Annotated in this window: 15 protein-coding genes; 5 read left to right on the top strand and 10 right to left on the bottom strand. The window is 63.4% G+C overall.

What is annotated here, in order from left to right:
* Window positions 1–92: 92 nt before the first annotated feature.
* Genes PQR42_RS15605 through PQR42_RS15595 form a run of 3 tightly spaced genes read right to left on the bottom strand, consistent with a single transcriptional unit; the run spans window position 93 to window position 3,051 of the window.
* Window positions 93–1,130: an ABC transporter substrate-binding protein gene (locus PQR42_RS15605; protein ID WP_408205611.1), complete on the bottom strand. Its 1,038-nt coding sequence runs from the start codon at window positions 1,128–1,130 to the stop codon at window positions 93–95.
* A 41-nt stretch (window positions 1,131–1,171) separates the two neighbouring features.
* A complete protein-coding gene (locus tag PQR42_RS15600) occupies window positions 1,172–2,002 on the bottom strand; it encodes an ABC transporter ATP-binding protein (RefSeq protein ID WP_408205612.1) in 831 nt (276 codons plus the stop codon).
* The gene (locus tag PQR42_RS15595; protein WP_408205613.1) at window positions 1,996–3,051 is read right to left on the bottom strand and encodes an ABC transporter permease; all 1,056 of its coding nucleotides are present in this window, start codon (window positions 3,049–3,051) and stop codon (window positions 1,996–1,998) included. Before PQR42_RS15595 ends, PQR42_RS15600 begins: the two co-directional genes overlap by 7 nt.
* A 439-nt stretch (window positions 3,052–3,490) precedes the next feature.
* On the opposite strand from PQR42_RS15595, the gene PQR42_RS15590 reads away from it, so the two are divergent.
* The 3 genes from PQR42_RS15590 (at window position 3,491) to PQR42_RS15580 (ending at window position 7,596) form a co-directional block, all read left to right on the top strand.
* Window positions 3,491–4,696 carry an LLM class flavin-dependent oxidoreductase gene (locus PQR42_RS15590; protein WP_408205698.1) on the top strand — a complete coding sequence of 402 codons (1,206 nt, stop codon included), beginning with the start codon at window positions 3,491–3,493 and terminating at the stop codon, window positions 4,694–4,696.
* Window positions 4,697–4,888: 192 nt separating this feature from the next.
* Entirely contained in the window at window positions 4,889–6,508 is a 1,620-nt protein-coding gene (locus PQR42_RS15585) for an ABC transporter substrate-binding protein (RefSeq protein WP_408386729.1), read from the top strand.
* Between the two features lie 38 nt (window positions 6,509–6,546).
* On the top strand, window positions 6,547–7,596 hold the full coding sequence (locus tag PQR42_RS15580; RefSeq protein ID WP_408386730.1) for an aldo/keto reductase: 1,050 nt from the start codon (window positions 6,547–6,549) through the stop codon (window positions 7,594–7,596).
* A 139-nt stretch (window positions 7,597–7,735) separates the two neighbouring features.
* Here the strand turns inward: PQR42_RS15580 and PQR42_RS15575 are convergent, their stop codons facing one another.
* The 5 genes from PQR42_RS15575 to PQR42_RS15555 all read right to left on the bottom strand — a co-directional run bounded on the left by PQR42_RS15575 (window position 7,736) and on the right by PQR42_RS15555 (window position 14,957).
* On the bottom strand, window positions 7,736–9,451 hold the full coding sequence (locus PQR42_RS15575; RefSeq protein ID WP_408386732.1) for an ABC transporter ATP-binding protein: 1,716 nt from the start codon (window positions 9,449–9,451) through the stop codon (window positions 7,736–7,738).
* 59 nt (window positions 9,452–9,510) lie between these two features.
* Window positions 9,511–10,482 (bottom strand): ABC transporter permease, encoded by a 972-nt coding sequence (locus tag PQR42_RS15570; protein WP_408386734.1) that lies wholly within the window; start codon window positions 10,480–10,482, stop codon window positions 9,511–9,513.
* Window positions 10,483–10,524: 42 nt separating this feature from the next.
* A complete protein-coding gene (locus PQR42_RS15565; RefSeq protein ID WP_408386736.1) occupies window positions 10,525–11,505 on the bottom strand; it encodes an ABC transporter permease in 981 nt (326 codons plus the stop codon).
* A 13-nt stretch (window positions 11,506–11,518) separates the two neighbouring features.
* Window positions 11,519–13,123, bottom strand: coding sequence for an ABC transporter substrate-binding protein (locus PQR42_RS15560; RefSeq protein WP_408386738.1), 1,605 nt, complete (start codon window positions 13,121–13,123; stop codon window positions 11,519–11,521).
* A 199-nt stretch (window positions 13,124–13,322) separates the two neighbouring features.
* Window positions 13,323–14,957 carry an ABC transporter substrate-binding protein gene (locus tag PQR42_RS15555; protein ID WP_408386740.1) on the bottom strand — a complete coding sequence of 545 codons (1,635 nt, stop codon included), beginning with the start codon at window positions 14,955–14,957 and terminating at the stop codon, window positions 13,323–13,325.
* Window positions 14,958–15,277: 320 nt separating this feature from the next.
* On the opposite strand from PQR42_RS15555, the gene PQR42_RS15550 reads away from it, so the two are divergent.
* The gene (locus PQR42_RS15550) at window positions 15,278–16,507 is read left to right on the top strand and encodes a porin (RefSeq protein ID WP_408205621.1); all 1,230 of its coding nucleotides are present in this window, start codon (window positions 15,278–15,280) and stop codon (window positions 16,505–16,507) included.
* A 288-nt stretch (window positions 16,508–16,795) separates the two neighbouring features.
* Here the strand turns inward: PQR42_RS15550 and PQR42_RS15545 are convergent, their stop codons facing one another.
* Both PQR42_RS15545 and PQR42_RS15540 read right to left on the bottom strand, forming a co-directional pair.
* Window positions 16,796–18,013, bottom strand: coding sequence for an acyl-CoA dehydrogenase family protein (locus PQR42_RS15545; protein WP_408386742.1), 1,218 nt, complete (start codon window positions 18,011–18,013; stop codon window positions 16,796–16,798).
* A gap of 99 nt (window positions 18,014–18,112) precedes the next feature.
* Window positions 18,113–19,471, bottom strand: a complete 1,359-nt coding sequence (locus PQR42_RS15540; RefSeq protein ID WP_408386744.1) for an LLM class flavin-dependent oxidoreductase — start codon at window positions 19,469–19,471, stop codon at window positions 18,113–18,115.
* Between the two features lie 234 nt (window positions 19,472–19,705).
* On the opposite strand from PQR42_RS15540, the gene PQR42_RS15535 reads away from it, so the two are divergent.
* Window positions 19,706–20,518: a VOC family protein gene (locus PQR42_RS15535; RefSeq protein WP_408386746.1), complete on the top strand. Its 813-nt coding sequence runs from the start codon at window positions 19,706–19,708 to the stop codon at window positions 20,516–20,518.
* The last annotated feature ends 18 nt before the right edge of the window (window positions 20,519–20,536 follow it).

Raw genomic sequence — 20,536 nt, 5'->3', positions numbered from 1 at the left:
TGGTTGGCGGCGTATTGCCGATGCGGCTCGATCAGTCCAGTCGCGGCGGCGATGCGCTCAGCCGCGGATGCATGAAGAGACAATCGTGTGCGTTAAGCCAGCACATCCGAGAACACCCGATTCGCCAGGCGATTCGAATCGGTCCCACTATTGAGTACGCCGACCGCTTTCAGGTCGTCGGCATACAGCGAGATCTCCTTCCTGAATGCATCGCCTACCGGATGGTGGCGATCGGTATGGCTCTTGAGCATCGCGGCCAGCTGGCTCACCTCGGCGGACGGCGTATAGGCCGAGAAAATGGTGGCCGCGTCGTCGGGATGATTGGCGGTCCACTCGGTCGCTTCGAGCAAGGCCTGCGTCAAAGCCTGCGCGGTGGCGCGATCCTTGCGCACCAGCGAGCCGCGCACGCCGAGCACGCAGCACGCACGCGTCTGATATTCGCCGCACAGATTGTTCGACACTTCATAGAGGTGATCGGACTCGCGGATCGTCCAGATGGTCGGGTCGCCATCCGCGATAGCCTGTACTTCACCTTTCTTCAGCGCCTCGCCCAGCAGATTGGCCGGATACTGACGCCAGTTCACGTCACGCTCCGGATCCACGCCGATCTTCTTCAACACGATCGCGAAGAAGTTCTTGGTCGGGCTCGCCATATCGCTGACGCCGATCGTGCGGCCCTTCAACCCCGCCACGTCGACGATGCCCGAGGCCCGCGTCGCGAGCAAGCGCATGCAGCCGCCGTGAATCCCGGCCGTCAGTTTCACATCGAAGCCCTGCTCCAGCGGTTTGATCCAGCGCAGCGCCATGCCGACGCCCGCGTCGGACTTGCCTGTTGCGATGGCTTCGAGCAACTGATCGGTCGAACCCGAAAAATTCACGAGCTCGACCTGCAAACCGTGCCGTTGAAAAAATCCCTGCTTCACCGCCACGGCCACCGGTGCGGTACAGATCGCGCCGGCGTTCCAGGAGAGCTTGAGCGGTTTGAGCGGCGCTTGCGGTGTTTGCGCAAACGCCAGCGCGCCCGGCATCAGCGCGGCGCCGCCGAGCGCCGCCGCGCCCGCGCTCCAGGCCGTCTTGCGCAACCATGCGCGGCGTGCCGGGCTCAGCGGGGCTTCATCGTAGGGATTCATGGTGACTGTTCCTCAGGTCGTTTATCGATTGTTCTATTCGTTCAGGTGTCGAGGCCGAGTTGCGCGAGCACCTCGCGCCGTAATGCCACCAGTTTCGGATCGTCGCGATGGCGCGGATACGGCGCGTCGTTGCGAACTTCGGCGACTACCCGCGCCGGCCGTTCGCTGAAGACGATCACGCGATTGGCCAGCAACAGCGCCTCCTCCACGTCGTGCGTGACCAGCAACACGGAGAACCGCGCGTCCTGCCAGAGTCGCGCGAGTTCGCCCTGCATACGGATGCGCGTCAGCGAATCGAGCTTGCCGAAGGGTTCGTCCAGCACCAGCAACGCGGGGTCGTTGACGAGCGCGCGGGCCAGCGCCACGCGCTGCGCCATGCCGCCTGACAATTGATGCGGAAAGGCTTCGGCGAACTCACTGAGACCGACCAGTTCCAGCGCCGCGTCGATTCGTTGCTGCACGCGTCCCTCTTGCGGAGCGCTGCGCCGCGCAAAGCCCCTGCGCTGCGCTTGTGGACCGATGCCGACGTTGCCGCGCACCGTGCGCCACGGAAACAAGGTCGGGTCCTGAAAGACCACCACGCGCGACGGATCGGGGCCCGCGATTCCCACGCCGTCTGCGTGCACGGTCCCTTGCGTCGGCGTATCGAGCCCGGCGACCAGCCGCAGCAAGGTGGACTTGCCGCAGCCGCTCGGACCGAGCAGCGCGACGAACTCGCCCGGCTCGACCGCGAAGCTGACGTCCTGCAGCACCGGCAATGCGGCGCCACGCAGCGCGAATTGATGACTGACGTGGCGCACGTCGATGCGCGCGCCATCGCGGACCGGCACCGTGGCGGCCGGCTGATTCAATACTTCGGGTACGGCTACCATTTGAGCAATCCTTTTTGCCAGGCCAGCAAGCGGTCACGCAGGCGGAACAGCAGCGTGATCAGGCCGGAGCACATCAGCGCCATCACCAGCAGCGCGGCGTACATGTTCGAATACGCCGCCCAGCCCTGCGCCCATTGCAGATACCAGCCGAGGCCCGCCTTCACGCCCATCATCTCCGCGACGATCAGCACGGAAAACGACGCGCCGAGACCCATGAACAGTCCGACGAACACCGACGGCAACGCGGCGGGAATCGCGACTCGCAGGATCAGGAAAGCGGGTCTCGCGCCAAGCGTGCGCGCGATGTCGTAGTAAGCGGAGTTGACGCCGGCCACACCCGACCAGGTCAGCACGGCAACCGGAAAAGCGGTGGCCAGCGCGATCAGGAACACGCTCGCGCTAAAGCTCGACGGAAAGAAGAAGAACGCCAGCGGCAGCCATGCGGTGGCCGGCAGCGGTCCAATCAGACGCAGAACGGGATGCACCCAGTAGCTCACGGCCTGCGACCAGCCGATGCTCACACCCGTCACGAAACCCGCCGCTGCGCCCAGCACGTAGCCGTATGCGAGCAAACCGAACGAATGCACGACACTCGTGCCGAGCCGCGGATAGTCTTCGGCAAAGACGCCGATGAGCGCTTGAGGCGGCGCGAAAAAGGGCCGTGGCAACCATTCGAGTTGCGCCGTGACGGCCTCCCACGCGCTGACCCCGAGCGCCAGCGCGAGCAGCCACGGCATCGCGCCAAGCCATGCGCCGGTGCGCGTCGTCGCTTTCTCGGAAGACGGGGCACGCACGCCGGCGATGGCGGTTGCAATAGCGAATGCCGCAAGCACCAGCTTCAGCGCAATGAATTCCTTCATATAGGGCCAGTCGTCGAGACTTGGCCACCACTCGGTTTGCGCCGCACTCGCGAGCCACGCGACGGCGGCAAGGCCTGCGATCAACGCGCCGCGTGAGAGGCCGCGCTGTCTTCCGGTTTGGTCGGCGCCAGCCAGGTCCGCGTCGACGGCCGGAGCATGCGTCGCTATCGATTCGAGCTGGGTGGACATAAGCGTTGCCGCCTCCTGCATGGATGAGTTGACGTGAGCCGGATCGGCGAGAATGAGATCGTGGCGGGTCCTTTGCGACTGGTTGAGACCGCCATTAGCGAGTCAAGTATCGCGGCGCTAATGACGTATGCAAACGAAGTTATTTCACTTTGCTTATTTGTTTCATAGCGCCGCGTTTGCGGATACGGCAGGCACTGCATAGTCCTTGCCGTCGATACAAAAAACACCGTAAATATCGAAGCAAAATCGCTGTTATGGCGCACAACCATCCTGCTGCAGCAGCATGGCCGGCCACCAGTTGACGCCTCGATTGGAAAGCAGAATTAGTTCTTTGGCATTGCCAATCCTCGCGTGATTTACTGCGGATCTCAGCCTGTTCCACCGAACACACGCGCTTTCACGCCGATCCGCACGGACCATCACTGTGACTCACTCAACTCTGGCTGCGCCCTCGCCCGCGTCGACGACTTCCGCCGAAGATTCGCGTGACGCCTCACCCTTCGTTCCCGTCCGCTCGCCCGCCGCATTCGCGGATAGCCCCGTATCGCGTGCCTTGGAACAACCCCTGCTCCTCGGACTGTTCCTGCCGATTCAGGCCGGCGGCTGGAGTGCTTCGACGCTTGCACGTACCACCGACTGGTCATTCGACTACAACCTCGCACTGGTGCAGAAGGCCGAGGCATTGGGATTCGATCTCGTCTTCGCACTCTCGCAATGGCTGCCGAAGGGCGGCTACGGCGGCGTGTTCAACGGCGAAGCGCTGGACTCGTTCATGTCGCTCGCCGCCATGACCGCTCGCACCGAACGCATCATTCTGGTGGCGACCAGTCACGTGCTCTACGGCCCGTGGCATCCGTTGCATTTCGCCAAATTCACGGCGACACTCGATCATATTTCGAAGGGCCGCTGGGGTATCAATGTGGTCACGGGGCATCGTGCCATCGAGCATGAGATGTTCGGCTGGCATCGAATCGAACATGACCGGCGCTACGAACTAGCTGCCGAGTTTCTCGACGCCGTGCAGCAGTTGTGGGCGCAACCGGAGAATTTCAGCTTCGCGCCCGAGCTTTCGACGTGGAAGTTGGACAAGGCCTTTGTGACCCCGAAGCCGCGCTACGGGCGTCCGCTGCTCGTGAATGCGACCGGTTCGGATGCCGGCATCGAGTTCGCCGCGCGTTACTCGGATGTGGTTTTCATCACGAGCCCCGCCGGGTCGGAGATTGAAGCCGCGTTGGACGCGTTGCCGGCGCACGCGGCGCGCGTGAAAGCCGCCGCCGCGAAACAAGGACGCAAGATTCGCACCCTGATCAATCCGATGGTGATCTGTCGCGAGACGGCGGCGGAAGCACGCGCCTATCGCGACGCGATCGTGGCGCATGGCGACGAAGGCAGCTTCCATCGTTTCGACAGCGACGCCCATGCATGGCGTGGCAACGCCGAGCAGCGCAATCAGGCGGCATCGCGTGCGGTGGGCGGCAATATCTCGATCGTCGGTTCGCCGCAGCAGATCGCCGATTACATCGTGCGGCTGCATCGAGCGGGCGTCGACGGCGTACAACTGAGCTTCTTCGATTTTCAGCCGGACCTCGATTTCTTCGGTGAGCGCGTGCTGCCGTTGTTGCGCGAAGCGGGCTTGCGGTACTGATCAGAAAGCGGCCCATGCCCTCGCCGACTTCAATCACTTTCTGTTCGAGTGGGGATTCATTCCTTCGGATTTCGATTTCGACGCGTGGGTCGATCCCGCGCCCCTTCGTGCCGCGCTCGCGCGGCACATGCGCCGGCGCTTTCCACCGTCTGACAGGCTTCGTTCCCCTCTTCTCTTCTCGCACATAACACGATGACTCATGCCACATCGCAGGCGGCGCTACGCCGTCGCGGCCAACGCTTGCTCAGCAGCGCATTCGGAATCGCAATCACGTTGATCGCCGCGCTGTCCGCTCAACCTTCGCAGGCACAGACTCGCGGCGGTACGCTCAATTTCATCGTCACACCGGAACCGACCGCACTGGTCGACCTGGCGACCACCGCGACCAATGTCCTGAAGGTCAGCCCGAAAGTCGTCGAAGGGCTGCTCGACTACGACTTCAAGTTTCAACCCAAAGCGTCGCTCGCCACCTCGTGGGAAGTGAGCGACGACAGCCGCAGATACGTCTTTCACCTGCGCCACGGCGTGAAATGGCACGACGGCAAGCCCTTTACGTCCGCCGACGTCGCGTACTCGATCCAGACGCTGAGGCAAGTCCACCCGCGCGCCAAAACCACCTTCGCCAACGTCACCGATATCGCGACGCCCGACCCGTATACCGTCGTCATTACGCTGTCGAAACCGGCGCCGTATCTGATCAAGGCGTTCTCCTCGTCGGAAACGCCGATTGTGCCGAAGCACATCTACGAAGGCACCGACGCGCTGACCAACCCCGCCAATAACGCGCCGGTCGGCACCGGGCCGTTTCGCTTCGTCAAATGGGTGCGCGGCAGCTACATCGAATACGTGCGCAACGACGACTACTGGGACAAAGGCAAACCGTGGCTCGATCGCATCGTCGTCAAGGTGATCAACGATCCCGCCGCGCGTACGGTCGCTTTTGAGGACGGCTCCGTGGACCTGAGCGGCGACACACCCGTGCCCCTGTCCGATCTCGAACGCCTGAAAAGCAACCCGAAGCTCGGGCTCGAGACTCGCGGCTACGAGTTTCAGGCGGGCGTGGCGCGCATCGAGTTCAATCTCGACAACCCGGTTTTGAAGAATCCGAAAGTGCGCCAGGCGATCGCCTCCGCGCTGGATCGCGAGGTCATTCGCAAGGTGATCTACTACGGCTATGCGACGCCGCTGGCCAGCCCGATCATTCCGTCGAGCCCCTACTACGACCCCGCACCCACGCCCTATCCGTTCAACGTGGAGCGCGCCAACACGCTGCTCGACGAAGCCGGCTATCCACGCAAAGCCGATGGCACTCGCTTCGCCCTCACCGTCGATCCGCTGCCGATCGGCGATCTGCCCGCGCGCACCGCCGCGTACGTCAAGTCGGCACTGGCCCGTGTCGGCATTGCGGTTACCGTTCGCAGTCAGGATCTGCCGGCCTATCTGAAGCGCATCTACACCGACCGCGATTTCGATTTTTCCATCAACGGCATGAGCAATCTGTTCGATCCGGTGGTGGGCGTGGCGCGGCTTTACACGGCCAGCAACTTCCGGCGCGGCGTGCCTTTCACCAACGGGTCCCATTACAGCAATCCCGAGATCGATCAGTTGTTCTCGCAAGTCGCCGAAGAAACCGATGAAGCAAAGCGCAAGCAGCTCTTCTCGCAGATTCAGCGCATTCTCGAACGCGATCTGCCGGACATCAACCTCGTGTCGCCGCAATATCTGACCGTCTACTCGCGCGCGGTGCACAACCATACGAACTCGCCGGACGGCGTGTCGGCCAGCTTCGCCGACGTCTGGCTGCAACGCTGAACCCCTTTCGATTCATCCTCACACGGAACCCCACTCACATGGAATACAGACAACTCGGCAAGAGCGGCATCAAGGTCTCGACGCTGACGCTCGGCACGATGATGTTCGGCGGTCCCACCGACCAAACGACCGCCGCGCGCATCATCGATCAGGCCGTGGAGCAAGGCGTCAATTCGATCGATACCGCCGACGTCTATGCCAAAGGCGAATCGGAGCGCGTGGTCGGCCGCAGCATCGCGGGCCAGCGCGAGCGCTGGGTACTGGCGACCAAATTCGCCAACCCGCTGCAGGACGGCGACGTCAACGCGCGAGGCGCATCGCGCAAACACATTGTGCGCGCCGTCGACGCCAGCCTGACACGCCTCAATACCGACTACATCGACCTGCTGTATATCCACCGCGAAGACCACGAAACACCCGTCGAGGAAACGGTGCGCGCGCTCAACGATCTGATCCGGGCCGGCAAACTGCGCTACTACGGACTGTCGAACCACCGGGCGTGGAGGATCGCCGAGTTCAGCCACACGGCGCAGGCGCTCGGACTCGACGCGCCGGTGGCGAGCCAGCCGCTCTACAACATCGCCAACCGTCAGGCCGAAGCCGAACAGTTGACGGCCGCGCACCGCTACGGGCTCGGCGTGATTTCCTATAGCCCGCTCGCGCGCGGCGTGCTGACCGGCAAGTACGAGCCGGGCGCGACGCCCGGTGCGGACACGCGCGCGGGCCGCAGTGACCGGCGCTTGCAACAGACCGAGTGGCGTCCGGAATCGCTCGAACTGGCGCGGCGCGTGCGCGAGCATGCCGAAGCGCGCGGGCTATCCGCCGGGCAGTTCGCGCTCGCCTGGGTGCTCAACAGCCGCTACATCAGTTCGACCATTGGCGGCCCGCGTACGGAGGCACAGTGGCAGGACTATCTGCCGGCGCTTCGCTACCGGTTGACGGCCGAAGACGAAGCGTTCGTCGATTCGCTCGTCGCGAGCGGGCATCCATCGACGCCCGGCTTCAACGATCCGGGTCATGCGTTCTTTGGGCGGATTGCGCGGCATGGCGCGTCGCAGGATGAGCAAGCGCTCGTTCAACGGGGATAACCATGGCCTTCGACCGTCGCATTGCAGCTCCATCTTCCATCGGATTGCGCGTCGGCTTCGTGTGAGACAGCTTGAGGGATGGCGAGGGCGGCACTAGCCGCCCTGCCCGGTGACGTCTGAGCGAGACTGCCCAGGCCGACTACGCAGCCTGCGCGTCGAAGGTCTTGCCCGGAATCGCGTCGAGCAGCGTGCGTGTGTACGGATGCTGCGGCGCACGCCAGATGTCGCGATGATGCCCGCTCTCGACAATGCGCCCCGCCCGCATCACATGCACGCGATCGGCGATATAGCGCACCACCGAGAGATCGTGCGAAATGAACAGATACGCGAGGCCGAGATCGCGTTTCAGATCGACCAGCAGATTGAGAATCTGCGCCTGAATCGACACGTCCAGCGCGGAGACCGGCTCATCGCAGATCAGCAGATCCGGTTCGAGCACTAGAGCCCGCGCAATGCCGATGCGTTGCCGCTGGCCGCCCGAGAACTCGTGCGGAAAGCGGCCGAGCGCCGAACAGGGCAAACCGACCCGGTCGAGCATGGTGGCGATACGCGAGCGGCGCTGCTGCGCGTTGCCGACGCCGTTCACCACCAACACCGTATCCAGAATCTCCGCCACCGTGCGGCGCGGATTGAGCGACGCATACGGATCCTGAAACACCATTTGCACGTGACGCCGCAGCGGCCGCAATTCGCGCTCGCTCAAAGGCACGAGATCGGTGCCACGCAAACGGATCGCACCGCTCGCTGTCGGCACGAGCCGCAGAATCGCTTTGGACAGCGTCGATTTCCCGCAGCCGGATTCACCCACCAGTCCGACCGTCTCGCCGCGGGCAATCCGCAGCGACACGCCGTCCACGGCGCGCAGCGTGGATTTGCCATGACGTTGCGGATAGTCGATGCGCACGTCCCGCAGTTCGAGCAAGGGCGCCTCGCCGGCCGCCGCGACACGCTGAGCGGGATCCACATCCGCCACATACTGCCCAGTGCGCACGGAACGCGGCACCACGGCGAAGCTCGGCTTGCCGTCTTCGCCGATACCGTGGCGGATTTCCGGCAGTTTCCAGCCGCGATAATGCAGATCGTCCGCGAGATTCAGCGATGCGCCGAGCAGCCCGCGTGTGTATGGATGCTGCGGTTGCGTGAAGAGCCGCGCAACCGGCGCCTCCTCCACCTTCTCGCCCGCCAGCATCACCGCGACGCGATCCGCGTGCTTCGAGACGATGCCGAGGTCGTGCGTGATCAGCAGCAAGGACATCGAGAGCTCGCGGCGCAAACCGTCGAGCAGTTCGAGAATATGCGCCTGAATCGTGACGTCGAGCGCCGTGGTCGGTTCGTCCGCGATCAGCAGACGCGGCCGGCAGGCCACTGCCATCGCGATCATCACCCGTTGCCGCTGACCGCCGGACAGCTCATGCGGATAGTCGAACACGCGCCGCTGCGGCTCCGGAATCTGCACCAGCGCCAACAGTTCGACCGCACGCTTCCATGCCACGGCTTTGGACAGACTCTCATGCTGCCGCAACGTCTCGACGATCTGCGCGCCGATCGACAGCACGGGGTTGAGCGACGTCATCGGCTCCTGGAAGATCATCGAGATCTGTTGCCCGCGAATCTCGCGGATTTCGCGCGCCGATAGATCGAGCAGCTTGCGGCCGTCGAAGCGCAAGCTCCCCGTCACGCGTCCCGGCGTGGGCACGAGGCGCATCAGCGAGAGCGCGGTCGCCGATTTACCGCAACCCGATTCGCCGACCAGCGCGAGTGTCTCGCCTTGCGCGATATCGAAACTCAGGCCGCGCACGGCTTCATGCGCGCCGAAACTGACGCGCAGGTCGCGTACTTCAAGCAGGTTTGCCACGGTGCATCCTCGGGTACGTTGTCGGCCATGCCATCGGCCAGGTCATCAGCCGGGTGTTATCAGACCCGCTCGCGCAGGCGCGGATTGAGCGCGTCGTTCAGGCCGTCGCCGAACAGGTTCAGCGCAAGCACCGCGAGCACGATCGCCGCGCCGGGAACGGCGGTCAGATACCAGGCGGTGCGCAGCGAATCGCGGCCGGCCCCGATCATGCCGCCCCAGCTCACCACGTTGGGGTCTCCCATGCCGAGAAACGACAGCGACGACTCGATCAGAATCGCGCTCGCCACCATCACCGAAGCGGTCACGATCACCGGCGGCAACGCGTTCGGCAGAATCTCGCCGAAGATGATGCGCGCATTGCTGAAGCCCTGGCTGCGTGCGGCGAGCACGAAGTCCGACTGGCGCAGCGTGCGGAATTCGGCGCGCACGATCCGCGCGACGGTCGGCCAGGAAGCGATGCCGATCGCGAGCGCGATGATCGTCACGCTCGGCCGGCCAATCGCGACAATCACGATCACCAGCAGAAACGACGGCACGGTTTGAAAGAGTTCGGTCACCCGCACCAGCACATCGTCGATCACGCCACCGAAGAAGCCGCCCGTCGCGCCAACCAGCGTGCCGATCACGAGGCCGATTCCCGCCGATGCCGCGCCGATCAGCAGCGACACGCGCGTGCCGTGCGCGATGCCCGCGGCCACATCGCGTCCGAGCGAGTCCGTGCCGAGCCGGTATTGGGGATCGACACCCGGCCATTCGAACGGCGCCGCCACCATATCGAGCGGATCGCCGGGAAACAGATGCCCCGCGCTGAGCGCCAGCGCAATGAAGGCGGCCAGCAGGACGAGCCCGGCGAGCGCCGACGGATTACGCAGCAACGCGCGCCAGACGCCGCGCCCCGCTGTGGTGCCGCCCGGCGCGACGGCCGGGTTGCCGCGCCGCAGACCAAACAGCGTACCGGCCAACTGACGCCGCCATGGCGATGCCGCGGCCTCGGGCGTCGTGGAAATCAGATTGGAAGAGTCGGAAGCCATGTCATCCTTCTGAGAGAAAACGGCTGGCGTCAGCGCGATCCATCACGCGACGCGGGGGTCGAGCCATGCCTGCAACAGATCGACCAGAACATTGGCGACGATCACGAGCAGCGACGACAGCAGCAGCACGCCGAGCAGCACGCTGAAATCGCGCGCCATCACGGAGTCGAGTGCGAGGCGCCCGAGGCCGGGCCAGCTGAACACCGTCTCGGTCACCGCGGCGCCGCCCAGCAAGGTGCCGAAATGAATCCCGACGATGGTCGTGAGCGGCATCAGTGCATTGCGCAGCACATGCCGCACCGTCACGCGCCACGGATGCAAGCCCTTGGCCTGTGCGGTGCGCACGAAGTCCTGGCGTTGCACTTCCAGCATCGCGGCCCGCGTCAGCCGCGCATAGATCGCGACGAAAAAAGTCGCCAGCGTCGCGGCCGGCAGCAGCACGTGCCTGGCTGCATCGACGAAGTAAGCGAAACCGTGGAGCTGGACGCCGAGCGTGATGTTGCCGCCGCTCGGCAGCCAGCCCAGGTGCACCGAGAACAGCACGATCGCGAGCAACCCGATCCAGAAGCCCGGCGTCGAATAGAACAGCAAGGCCAGCACGGACAGCACACGGTCCGGCCACTTGCCGGCCCAATGCGCCATCACCGCGCCAAGCACCACGCCCGCAAGAATCGCGAACGACAACGCCACGCCCATCAGCAGCAGCGTATTGGGCAGACGCGACAGAATCAGCTGCATCACCGGCATGTCGTAGCGCGGCGAGTACCCGAGGCTGAAGTGCGACAGATGCGCGAGGTACGACCACAACTGGTGCAGCACCGGCTGGTCGAGCCCGAACTTCGCGCGCAGCACCTGCATCGTTTCCGCGGTCGCGGAGCCGGATTCGCCGGCCAGCACGTCGGCGGCGTCGCCCGGCATCAGCTTCAGCAGGAAGAAGTTCAGGATCACGATGCCGATCACCGTCGGCAGTGCCTGCCACGCGGTACGCCGGGCAATCGCCCCAAAACGCAAACCTCGACTCATCGTGCCGCTCCTGTCATGCGCTCAGATAGACATCCGCGAGATTGCCTTCGAGACCTTGCGCGGACACCGTGTGGTTGTGGACGCGCCGGTTCGCGAGCGTGATCATGCGCGGCGCGACCAGGTTGAGAATCGGCAAGTCGCGATACACGATCTGCTGGAACTGCTGATACAGCGCGATGCGCTTGCTCTCGTCGGTTTCGACCGCGGCGCTTTCGAGCAGGCGGTCGACCTCGGGATTGCTGTAGTGCGGCGCATTCGAAAACGGCACACCGGGGCGGATATTCTTCGACCAGTAAAGACGCTGAACCCCCACGCTCGGATCGAATAGCGTATTGACGCCGATGCTCGTGAAATCGAACTGGCGATCCGCATACACGCGCTTCAGAAACGCCGGCAGATCTTGCGAGCGAACGGTAACGTCGATGCCCACTCGCGCCAGCGCCGATTTGACGTAGTCAGCCTGACGGCGGTACATGTCGCCGTAGGGCAAAAAGTCGTGCGTGAGGCCGAAGCGCACACCGCCGTCCTTGCGCGGATAGCCCGCGGCGTCGAGCAATTTCTCCGCGTCGCCGATATCGAACGCATACGGTGCGAGTTTGGCGTCGTGATACGGGGAGCCCGGCGTGATCGGCGTGGGCGAAAGATCGGCATAGCCATAGGCAACCGTGCGCTGGACCACTTGCGGATCGATGGCATGTGCAATCGCCTGGCGCACGCGCAGATCTTTCAGAATCGGATGCTCGAGATTGAAATCGATCTCGGAGAGCGGCTCCAGAAAGCGATAGCCGCGCGTTTCGACAGCCAGTTGCGGCAATTGCTTGAGACGCGGCAGATCGGTGAGCGGCACCGGATTCTCGCCGCCCAGATCGAGCGCGCCGGTTTCGAAGGCGGCGGACCTGGCAGCGGCGTCGGGAATCACCTTGAAGACGAGGCCGTCGATATACGGCTTACCCGCGTCCCAATAGTCCGGATTGCGTTCGTAGACGATGTTCGCGCCACGCGTCCACGATTTGAACCGGAATGGTCCGGTGCCGATCGGTGCGTTGTTGTGCGGATTGGACAGCGGATCGCCCTGCGCATACAGGTGCTTCGGAACGATCGGTGATTCGCCGGCGGACAGTGCTTTCAACAGGTACGGCGCCGGCTTCGACAATTCGATCACCGCGGTGCGCGCGTCCGGCGTCGCTACCCGCGTTACATTGGCGAAAGTGCTGCGTCCGCGCGGATGCACGGCCTTGAGCAAGTCGATCGAGAACGCGACATCGGCCGACGTGAACGGCTGACCATCATGCCAATTGACGTTGGGACGCAGCGTGAAGGTGTACTTCAAGCCGTCCGGGCTGACGGCCCAGGCAGTGGCCAATTGCGGCTTGGGGCGCAGGTCGAAGTCGTAGGCAAGCAAGCCTTCGAGCACCTTGGAACTCGCGACGAGCGCGGGCCCGGTGGTCTGGAAGATCGACACCAGCACCGGCGGCTCGGGATTGATCAGCATGTTCAACGTGCCGCCACGCTTCGGCGCGAGCGCCTCGCCCTGGGCGAACGCCAGTGCCGGCATGCCGGCGGCCGCGAGCGCGGCGCCCGATGAAATCAGAAAATCGCGTCGATTCAGCCCTGCCATGTGATTCAGATCCTTTTTTGCCGAAGGTTCGGCCTGCTCGCGCCGAATGGAATGTCGTAGTGGAGATGTCGGCAATGCTGCTGCCGCAGCGCTCACGATAAAGCCGCTGCGGCGGCAAAAGAACCAATCGTTCTGCATATGCAAAGCACGGCGCGGACGAAAGGCCGCGCACCGGTTGCGAGCATCGCACCGGGTCGCCTCATGCAAGGAACACGTCGGCCAGATTGCCGTCGAGCCCGTCCGCGGTCACCGTGTGGTTGTGCACCCGCCGGTTGTAGAGCGTCACCTGCTTGAGCGTGACCAGATCGACGATTGGCAGATCGCGACCGACCACCTGCTGGAATTGGCGGAAGTATTCGACTCGCGCGCGCGGATCGTTCTCCACCGCCGCCGCTTCGAGCAGACGGTCGACCTCGGGATTGTTGTAGTGCGACGCATTGGAAAACGGCACGCCTTTCCTGAAGTTGCGCGACCAGTAGAGGCGTTGCACACCTACAGTGGGATCGAAGGTATTGCCGAGAAAGTTGGCGTCGAGATCGAAGTCGCGGTCGGTGTAAATCCGCTTCACATAAGCGGCGAAATCCTGAGAACGCACGGTCGATTCGATTCCCACGCGACGCAAGGTTTGCCGCAAGTACTCGGCAAGGCGCGCGAAAGTCGGATCGTACGGGTTGTAGTCGATCGTCAACGGAAAGCGAAAGCCGTTGCTCTGGCGCGGCAGGCCGGCTTGATCCAGCAGTTGCCCGGCTTTGGCCAGATCGTAGGGCAAGGTCGGCACGCCCGGATCGTAGAACTGCGTCAGTAGCGGACTGATCGGCGACGGCGCCACGATCCCGTAGCCATACCAGACCGATTTCAAAATAGCTTGCCGGTCGATACTGTGCGCGATCGCCTCGCGGACCTGCTGCTTCGCGAGGTAGCGATTGTCGAGATTGAACTGCAACTGCGTTTGCGCGGCGTCATAGCTGTATCCGCGGGTTTCCAGCGCAAGGTGCGGCAAGGCCTGCAAACGCTGAATGTCGAGCAAGGGCACGGGGTTCTCGCCGGCCAGATCCAGCTCTCCCGTTTCGAGCGCCACCGCGCGCGCAGCCGGATCGCCGATGAAGCGCACCACCAGTTCGTCGATGTACGGTTTGGGCGCATCCCAGTAGTCCGGGTTGCGCACGAACACCGCATGACTGCCCCGCTCCCAATGCTTGAACCGATAGGGTCCGGTGCCCACGGGGTCGATGTTGTGCGGGTTCTCCAGCGGATCGCCGCTGCCGTAGAGATGCGCGGGGACGATGGGCGACTCGGACGCGGCCAGCGCGTAGATCAGATACGGCGCCGGCTTCGATAATTTCAGCAGCGCCGTGTGCGGATTGGGCGTCTGCACTTCCACGACGTTGGCGAACGTGGAGCGGCCGCGCGAGTGATACTGCTTCAGGAGACCGATCGATACCGCGACGTCTTTCGAAGTGAACGGTTGACCGTCGTGCCAGCGCACGCCCTCTCGCAACCTGAACGTGTACTGCAAACCGTCCGGGCTGATCGACCAGGCGGTGGCGAGCTGCGGTTGCGGGCGCACATTGAAGTCGTAGGCCAGCAGCCCTTCTGTGACTTTGGAGCTGATCTTCTGTTCGGCGCCCGCCGTGGTCGCGAAATTGATCAGCACGTTCGGCTCCGGATTCACGAGCAGGGTCAGCCGGCCGCCGTGCCGGGGCGATACGGCGCTGCCTTGCGACGCAGCGTGGGCCAGCGGCGAGAAAGGACCGAGCGCGATGCCGGCTGCGCTGCCCACAAGCCCCAACAAAGCGTGACGGCGTCCGGAATGAAATCCCCTGCGATGGCTCATGCTTACCCCCTTCTGAAGCGAAGACCTCGTCAATCGGCGGAGCCCTCGCGATGTCGATCGGAACCGGATGCGCCGCACGATATCAATCGTCACGCGACAGAAGAACGAATTAATTCAGGATTGCATATCTGTCATCGATGGTTGGTGTTATCGCTTAAATATCGGCGTTTTAGCGCTTATCCAGAAGAAATCATCGATATCAATATCGAATTTGATTGTTTGTTTCATCGATTCGTTTTGCTTATCGTTTGTCGCCGACTTCAGGATGTTCATCGGTCAATCACTTCTCCCTGGCTCCCTCAACACCGATTCAAACAATCATGAAAAAACTGCTTTTCGCTTTCAGCGTTTCCTCTTTGATGGCCGGCACGGCCAGTGCTCAAAGCAGCGTCACGCTGTATGGAATCGTGACCGGCAATATCACCTACTCGAACAACGCGCAAACCGCTGCAACGCCGGCGTCCGGCAGACCGAGGGGCGGCTCGCAGGTGGCGCAGTTCGACAACGGTTCATCGGGGTTGTCGTCGAGCCGCTGGGGTCTGAAAGGCGTGGAAGATTTAGGCGGCGGGTTGAAGGCCGTATTCCAGCTCGAAAACGGCTTCAGCGTGAACAACGGCGCAATCGGACAAGGCGGCACGGAATTCGGCCGCCAGGCCTGGGTCGGCGTGAATGCCGCACGCTACGGTACGTTGACGTTGGGGCGCCAGGCCGATACGTCGGTGGAGTTCGTGTCTCCGTTGCTTCACGGCTGGTATTGGGGCAACCTCGCGATCCATCCCGCCGACTACGACAATCTGAACTTCACACACCGCATCAACAATTCGATCAAGTACCTCTCCGACTCTTTCAACGGGTTCCGCTTCGGCGCGTTGTATAGCGTGGGTGGCGTGGCCGGGAATGTCACGCAGAATCAGCTCTGGTCCACGGGTGCCAGTTATACCGGCGGAGCGTTCGCGATCGCTGCGTCGATCGTCAATGCACGCAATCCGAATACGTCGCTATACGGCACCAACGCCAATGCGAGCGCCACTGGCAATAACCTCGGTTCCGCCGGATCGGCGACGAGCGCCGAGTCCAATCCGGCGATCGCCGGTTTCGCCTCGGCCAGCACGCAGCAAACGATTTCCGTGGCGACAACCTATACCGCGGGCGGCGCGATCTTCGGCGCGGCTTACTCGACTACGCAATTCCGCGGGCTGGGCGCGAACTCGTCGCTGAATACGCTGCACTACAGCGGTTCGGCAACATTGAGCACCGTCAGTGCGAGCTTACGTTATCAGGCGACACCCTTCCTGCGCTTCGGCACATCGTTCGACTATACGGCGGGAGGCAGCGTGAGCGGCAAGGAAGGCGCGAAGTACGAGCAGTTGAACCTCGGCGCGGCATATTCGCTTTCCAAAGCCACCGACGTCTATGTGACCGGTGCTTTTCAGCACGCTAGCGGAACCGACTCGCTGGGGCGCCCCGCGGTTGCGGCAATCGGGTATCTGACGCCGTCCGCAACGAGCAAACAGGTGGCCGTCTCGGCTGGTGTGAAGCATCTGTTCTGAGGCATCCGTTCTGAGGCGGCGGACCTCGGTCTGATTCCTGACCGAGGTCCGTCGTTTCCGCGTCGCGTCGGGACGTCATGCGCAATAGCGCGCTCTCTTTCTGAGCTGGCTTCGTCAATGCACCTTAGGGAACCCGTGACGCTGCGCGAACAGATCGAGAATGCGGCGCGTGTCCGTCACGAAGCGTCCCGCCCAACGTCTGAGCATCGGCAGGCGCCGGATGCTCGTCGCCGGGAATCAGCACGTGCGGATAACGCTCTTAACGTATGAGCGGATGGCGACGCGCTTTTAGAACACGCGCCCTTCGGTCAGGTGCGTGGTTACCCCGTTCAGTTCGTAATCGCCGATCACGCGGGCCTTGTGCAGCAGCGGGTTGTGGCTGAAGAGCGTGCGCAGATTGCGCCAGTGCCGGTCGAAATTGTGCGCGCGCCCGGTGGCCGAAGCACCGCCGATCTCGAACAGACGCTCGCCGGCATAGAGCGCGAGCTTGCTCACCACGAGTTGCGTTTTGGCGGTGGCCAACGCCCCTTCCAGCACGAGTTCTTCCGCGTTGGCCGCGCCGCTGTGGATCGCATTCGCCGAGCGGTCCAGCGTGCGCGCGTTCTGCGCGACCAGCGCATCGATCGACAGACTATGCGCCGCAAGATCGCCCACCACCTGCTGCACGAAACCGTCCTCGCGTGCGGAAGGCGCCGGGCTATGCAGCACCGGGCGGCCGTGTTGCGTGACATAGCGCCGCGCATCTTCCAGGATGTTGCGCACGATACCCGCTGCGACCGTCACCAGATGCAACTGCCGCACCGCGCTGCCATGGCGGCCGGCCAGACTCGTATAGCCGCGCGTCGCGATTTCATGAGAAAAAACCTGTACGTTGTCGAGCACGAGGCTGCCACTCGCGGTCATGCGTTGCCCCATGCCGTCCCAGTCGTCGAGCACCTGCACACCTTCTCGTGACACCGGAATCACGATCGACACCTTCTCGTCGTTTTCATCCTGCACGTTGATCCGCGCATAGTCGGAAAACGCCGTGCCAGTCGAATAATATTTCTTGCCTGTCACGCGGAAGTGCTCGCCGTCGCGCACCAGCTTCGTCACGATTTCGCCCGGCCTCGAGGTGCCGAGCTCGGTCGAAGCACCGCCGAAGATCGCCCCTTTTTGCACGCGTTCGATCTGCGTGTCGTTGAACGCGGAGCGCGGCGACAACAGCAATTGCTCGGTCAGGTCGAAGTGAATCCGCAAGGCGTGCGCGACATTCGATTCATGCGCGCCCAGGGTGGCGATCACATGAAAGAGATCCTCCAGAGAACCGCCGAGGCCGCCCCACTCGACCGGAAAACGGAGCACGCTCAAACCGGATTCGCGAAACAACGCGAAACGGTCGAACGGCAGCTCGCGCCGCACTTCACGTTGCGCGGCGTCTTCGCCGATCGCCTTGGCCAGCGCCGGCAGCGCGGCGAGTGCCGCCTGAAGCGTGGCGCGCGCTACCGTGTCCTGAGAAACCTGCATACCTTGATTCCTTGTAAAAGCGCACGGATCGCATGGGATCCAGCTGTTTGAGTGGGGAGCGTGATTCGGCACACGCGCAGGACGTGCCGATGCGATGGATCAGTACAGGGACGCGGCCCGCCGTGCAAAACGATGTTCAGGCCGACGCAGCCCCAGGTTCTCACGCAGCGTACGTCCCTCGTACTCCTCGCGAAACAGGCCACGCCGCCGCAATTCAGGCAGCACCAGTCCGACGAAATCGGTCAAACCGTTCGGCAGCACCGGCGGCATCACGTTGAAGCCGTCGGCGCCGTGATTCACGAAGCGCTCTTCAAGTTGATCGACGATTTGCGCCGGCGTGCCGACCAGTTGCCAGTGACCGCGCGCGCCCGCGACCCGCAGGTAAAGCTGGCGAATCGTGAGATTCTCGCGGCGCGCCAGTTCCAGCGTCAGCGACTGCCGGCTCTTGCTGGCATTCGTTTCCGGCAGTTCGGGGATCGGACCGTCCAGCGGATACTCCGAGAGATCGAATCCGCCCGTCAGTCCGGACACCAGCGCGAGGCCGACCTTTGGATCGACGAGCGACTGCAACTGCTCGAATTTCTCGCGTGCCTCGCTTTCGGTGCGGCCGACGATCGGCAACACACCCGGCATGATCTTCAGGTCATCGGGATCACGGCCATGAGCTTGCATGCGCCCCTTCACATCCGCGTAAAAAGCCACCGCGTCCGGCAGCGTTTGCTGCGCCGTGAAAATCACCTCGGCCGTCCTGGCCGCCAGGTCCCGCCCGGCTGCGGACGATCCCGCCTGCACGACGACCGGATGCCCCTGCGGAGAGCGGGCGACGTTCAGCGGACCCTTGACCTGAAAGAAGCGTCCCTTGTGATCGAGCACATGACGTTTGCGCGGGTCGAAGAAACGGCCTTCCGTCTTGTCGCGCGCGAATGCGTCGTCTTCCCAGCTGTCCCACAGTCCCGCGGTGACTTCGGCGAACTCGGTGGCGCGCTCATAGCGCTCCGCGTGGTCGAAATGCTTGTCGCGGTTGAAGTTCTTCGCCTCATGCTCGCTCGACGACGTGACCAGATTCCACCCCGCGCGTCCTTCACTAATGTGATCGAGCGAGGCGAACTTGCGGGCAATGTGATACGGCTCGTTGAAGCTCGTCGAAGCCGTGCCGACCAGTCCGATGCGCTCCGTCACCGCCGCCAGCGCCGACAGCAGCGTGAGCGGTTCGAACTGCGCCACGTAGCTGTGCGCGGTGCGGCTCAGAAAGTCGACATCGTCCCCGCGCGTACCCACGCCGTCGGCGAGAAAGATCAGATCGAATTTCGCCGCCTCGGCCGCTTGCGCAAGCTGGACATAGTGACGGAAATTGACGCCGGCGTCGGCCTGCGCCTCGGGGTGGCGCCATGCCGCGATGTGATGTCCGGCCGGATAGAGGAAAGCACCAAGGCGCAGATGTCCGCTACGTTTGCTCATGGAGGTTCGGGAAAATGGATTGAGGGGTGTGTCGCGCGACTTCCTCGATTCTCGGCGCCTCTCACACTTCTCGCCACGAACAAATCCATCGATCCATATTCCATCCACATCGATCGATGACGAACTCACCGCGCTATTCCACCCACAGCGCTATGCAATCGACAATCCGTTGCTAGCGTTTTTGCAAACGGTTTCGCATACTTTTCAGCCTCTCACCTGAGGAGTTCGTCCGGCATGTCCCTCTCACTCGACCACATCGTGATCCGCGTGCAGGATCTCGAGCAGGCCATCGTCCATTTCGGCGCGCTCGGCTTTACGGTGCAGCGCGGCGGCACGCACGCCGATGGCGCCACGCATAACGCACTGATCGGTTTCGCCGACGGCAGCTACTTCGAACTGATCGCCTTTCTGCGCGACGCGCCGGAACATCGCTGGTGGGACGCCGGGCATCGCGTCGGTGATGGATTCGTCGATTTCGCGCTGCTGCCGCAATCGGTCGGGGCAACGATCGACGCGGCTCACCAGCGGGGCCTTCTTTACGACGGCCCCATCGCCGGCGGACGCATCAGGCCCGACGGCGAACGGCTCGAATGGCAGATCGGCAAGCCGCCTGCCGCCGACCTGCCCTTCCTCTGCGGGGATCTGACGCCGCGCCGTCTGCGCGTGGCCGAAGGTGACGTGCGCCATCACGCGAATGGCGCACGCGGCGTCGCGAACATCACGCTTGTCGTGAACGACCTGGAAGCGAGCCTCACACGATATCGCGCACTGCTCGGCGAACTCAACGTGCAGCGTGCGCCCCTGCCAGGCTACGGCATCACGCTTGCCATCCTGCCACTCGGCTCGACCACGCTGACGCTCGTAAGCCCTGCGCGCGCGTCTCACGAACCCGCAGCGGGTCTCGAATCCGACGTTCGCAAACATCTGGCCACACGCGGCGAAGGCGTCTTCGCCGTCGCGCTGGACGCTCACGAGAACGGCCCGGCAGGCGAGCTTGCACGCGAACTCACGCACGGCGCGAAGCTCGAACTCGTCGCAAGTCCCTGATCGCGCAATGCGCGAGTA

The organism is Paraburkholderia sediminicola, assembly GCF_046027355.1.
Classification (GTDB): domain Bacteria; phylum Pseudomonadota; class Gammaproteobacteria; order Burkholderiales; family Burkholderiaceae; genus Paraburkholderia; species Paraburkholderia sediminicola_B.
This window is presented reverse-complemented; position numbering and strand designations above follow the sequence as displayed.

Bases quoted from the DNA above. Each gene is read 5' to 3' on its own strand.
- PQR42_RS15570 (WP_408386734.1), bottom strand. From the start codon at position 10,482: ATGGCTTCCGACTCTTCCAATCTGATTTCCACGACGCCCGAGGCCGCG.
- PQR42_RS15565 (WP_408386736.1), bottom strand. From the start codon at position 11,505: ATGAGTCGAGGTTTGCGTTTTGGGGCGATTGCCCGGCGTACCGCGTGG.
- PQR42_RS15545 (WP_408386742.1), bottom strand. From the start codon at position 18,013: ATGCAGGTTTCTCAGGACACGGTAGCGCGCGCCACGCTTCAGGCGGCA.
- PQR42_RS15580 (WP_408386730.1), top strand. From the start codon at position 6,547: ATGGAATACAGACAACTCGGCAAGAGCGGCATCAAGGTCTCGACGCTG.
- PQR42_RS15605 (WP_408205611.1), bottom strand. From the start codon at position 1,130: ATGAATCCCTACGATGAAGCCCCGCTGAGCCCGGCACGCCGCGCATGG.
- PQR42_RS15595 (WP_408205613.1), bottom strand. From the start codon at position 3,051: ATGTCCACCCAGCTCGAATCGATAGCGACGCATGCTCCGGCCGTCGAC.
- PQR42_RS15600 (WP_408205612.1), bottom strand. From the start codon at position 2,002: ATGGTAGCCGTACCCGAAGTATTGAATCAGCCGGCCGCCACGGTGCCG.
- PQR42_RS15535 (WP_408386746.1), top strand. From the start codon at position 19,706: ATGTCCCTCTCACTCGACCACATCGTGATCCGCGTGCAGGATCTCGAG.
- PQR42_RS15585 (WP_408386729.1), top strand. From the start codon at position 4,889: ATGACTCATGCCACATCGCAGGCGGCGCTACGCCGTCGCGGCCAACGC.
- PQR42_RS15550 (WP_408205621.1), top strand. From the start codon at position 15,278: ATGAAAAAACTGCTTTTCGCTTTCAGCGTTTCCTCTTTGATGGCCGGC.
- PQR42_RS15540 (WP_408386744.1), bottom strand. From the start codon at position 19,471: ATGAGCAAACGTAGCGGACATCTGCGCCTTGGTGCTTTCCTCTATCCG.
- PQR42_RS15560 (WP_408386738.1), bottom strand. From the start codon at position 13,123: ATGGCAGGGCTGAATCGACGCGATTTTCTGATTTCATCGGGCGCCGCG.
- PQR42_RS15555 (WP_408386740.1), bottom strand. From the start codon at position 14,957: ATGAGCCATCGCAGGGGATTTCATTCCGGACGCCGTCACGCTTTGTTG.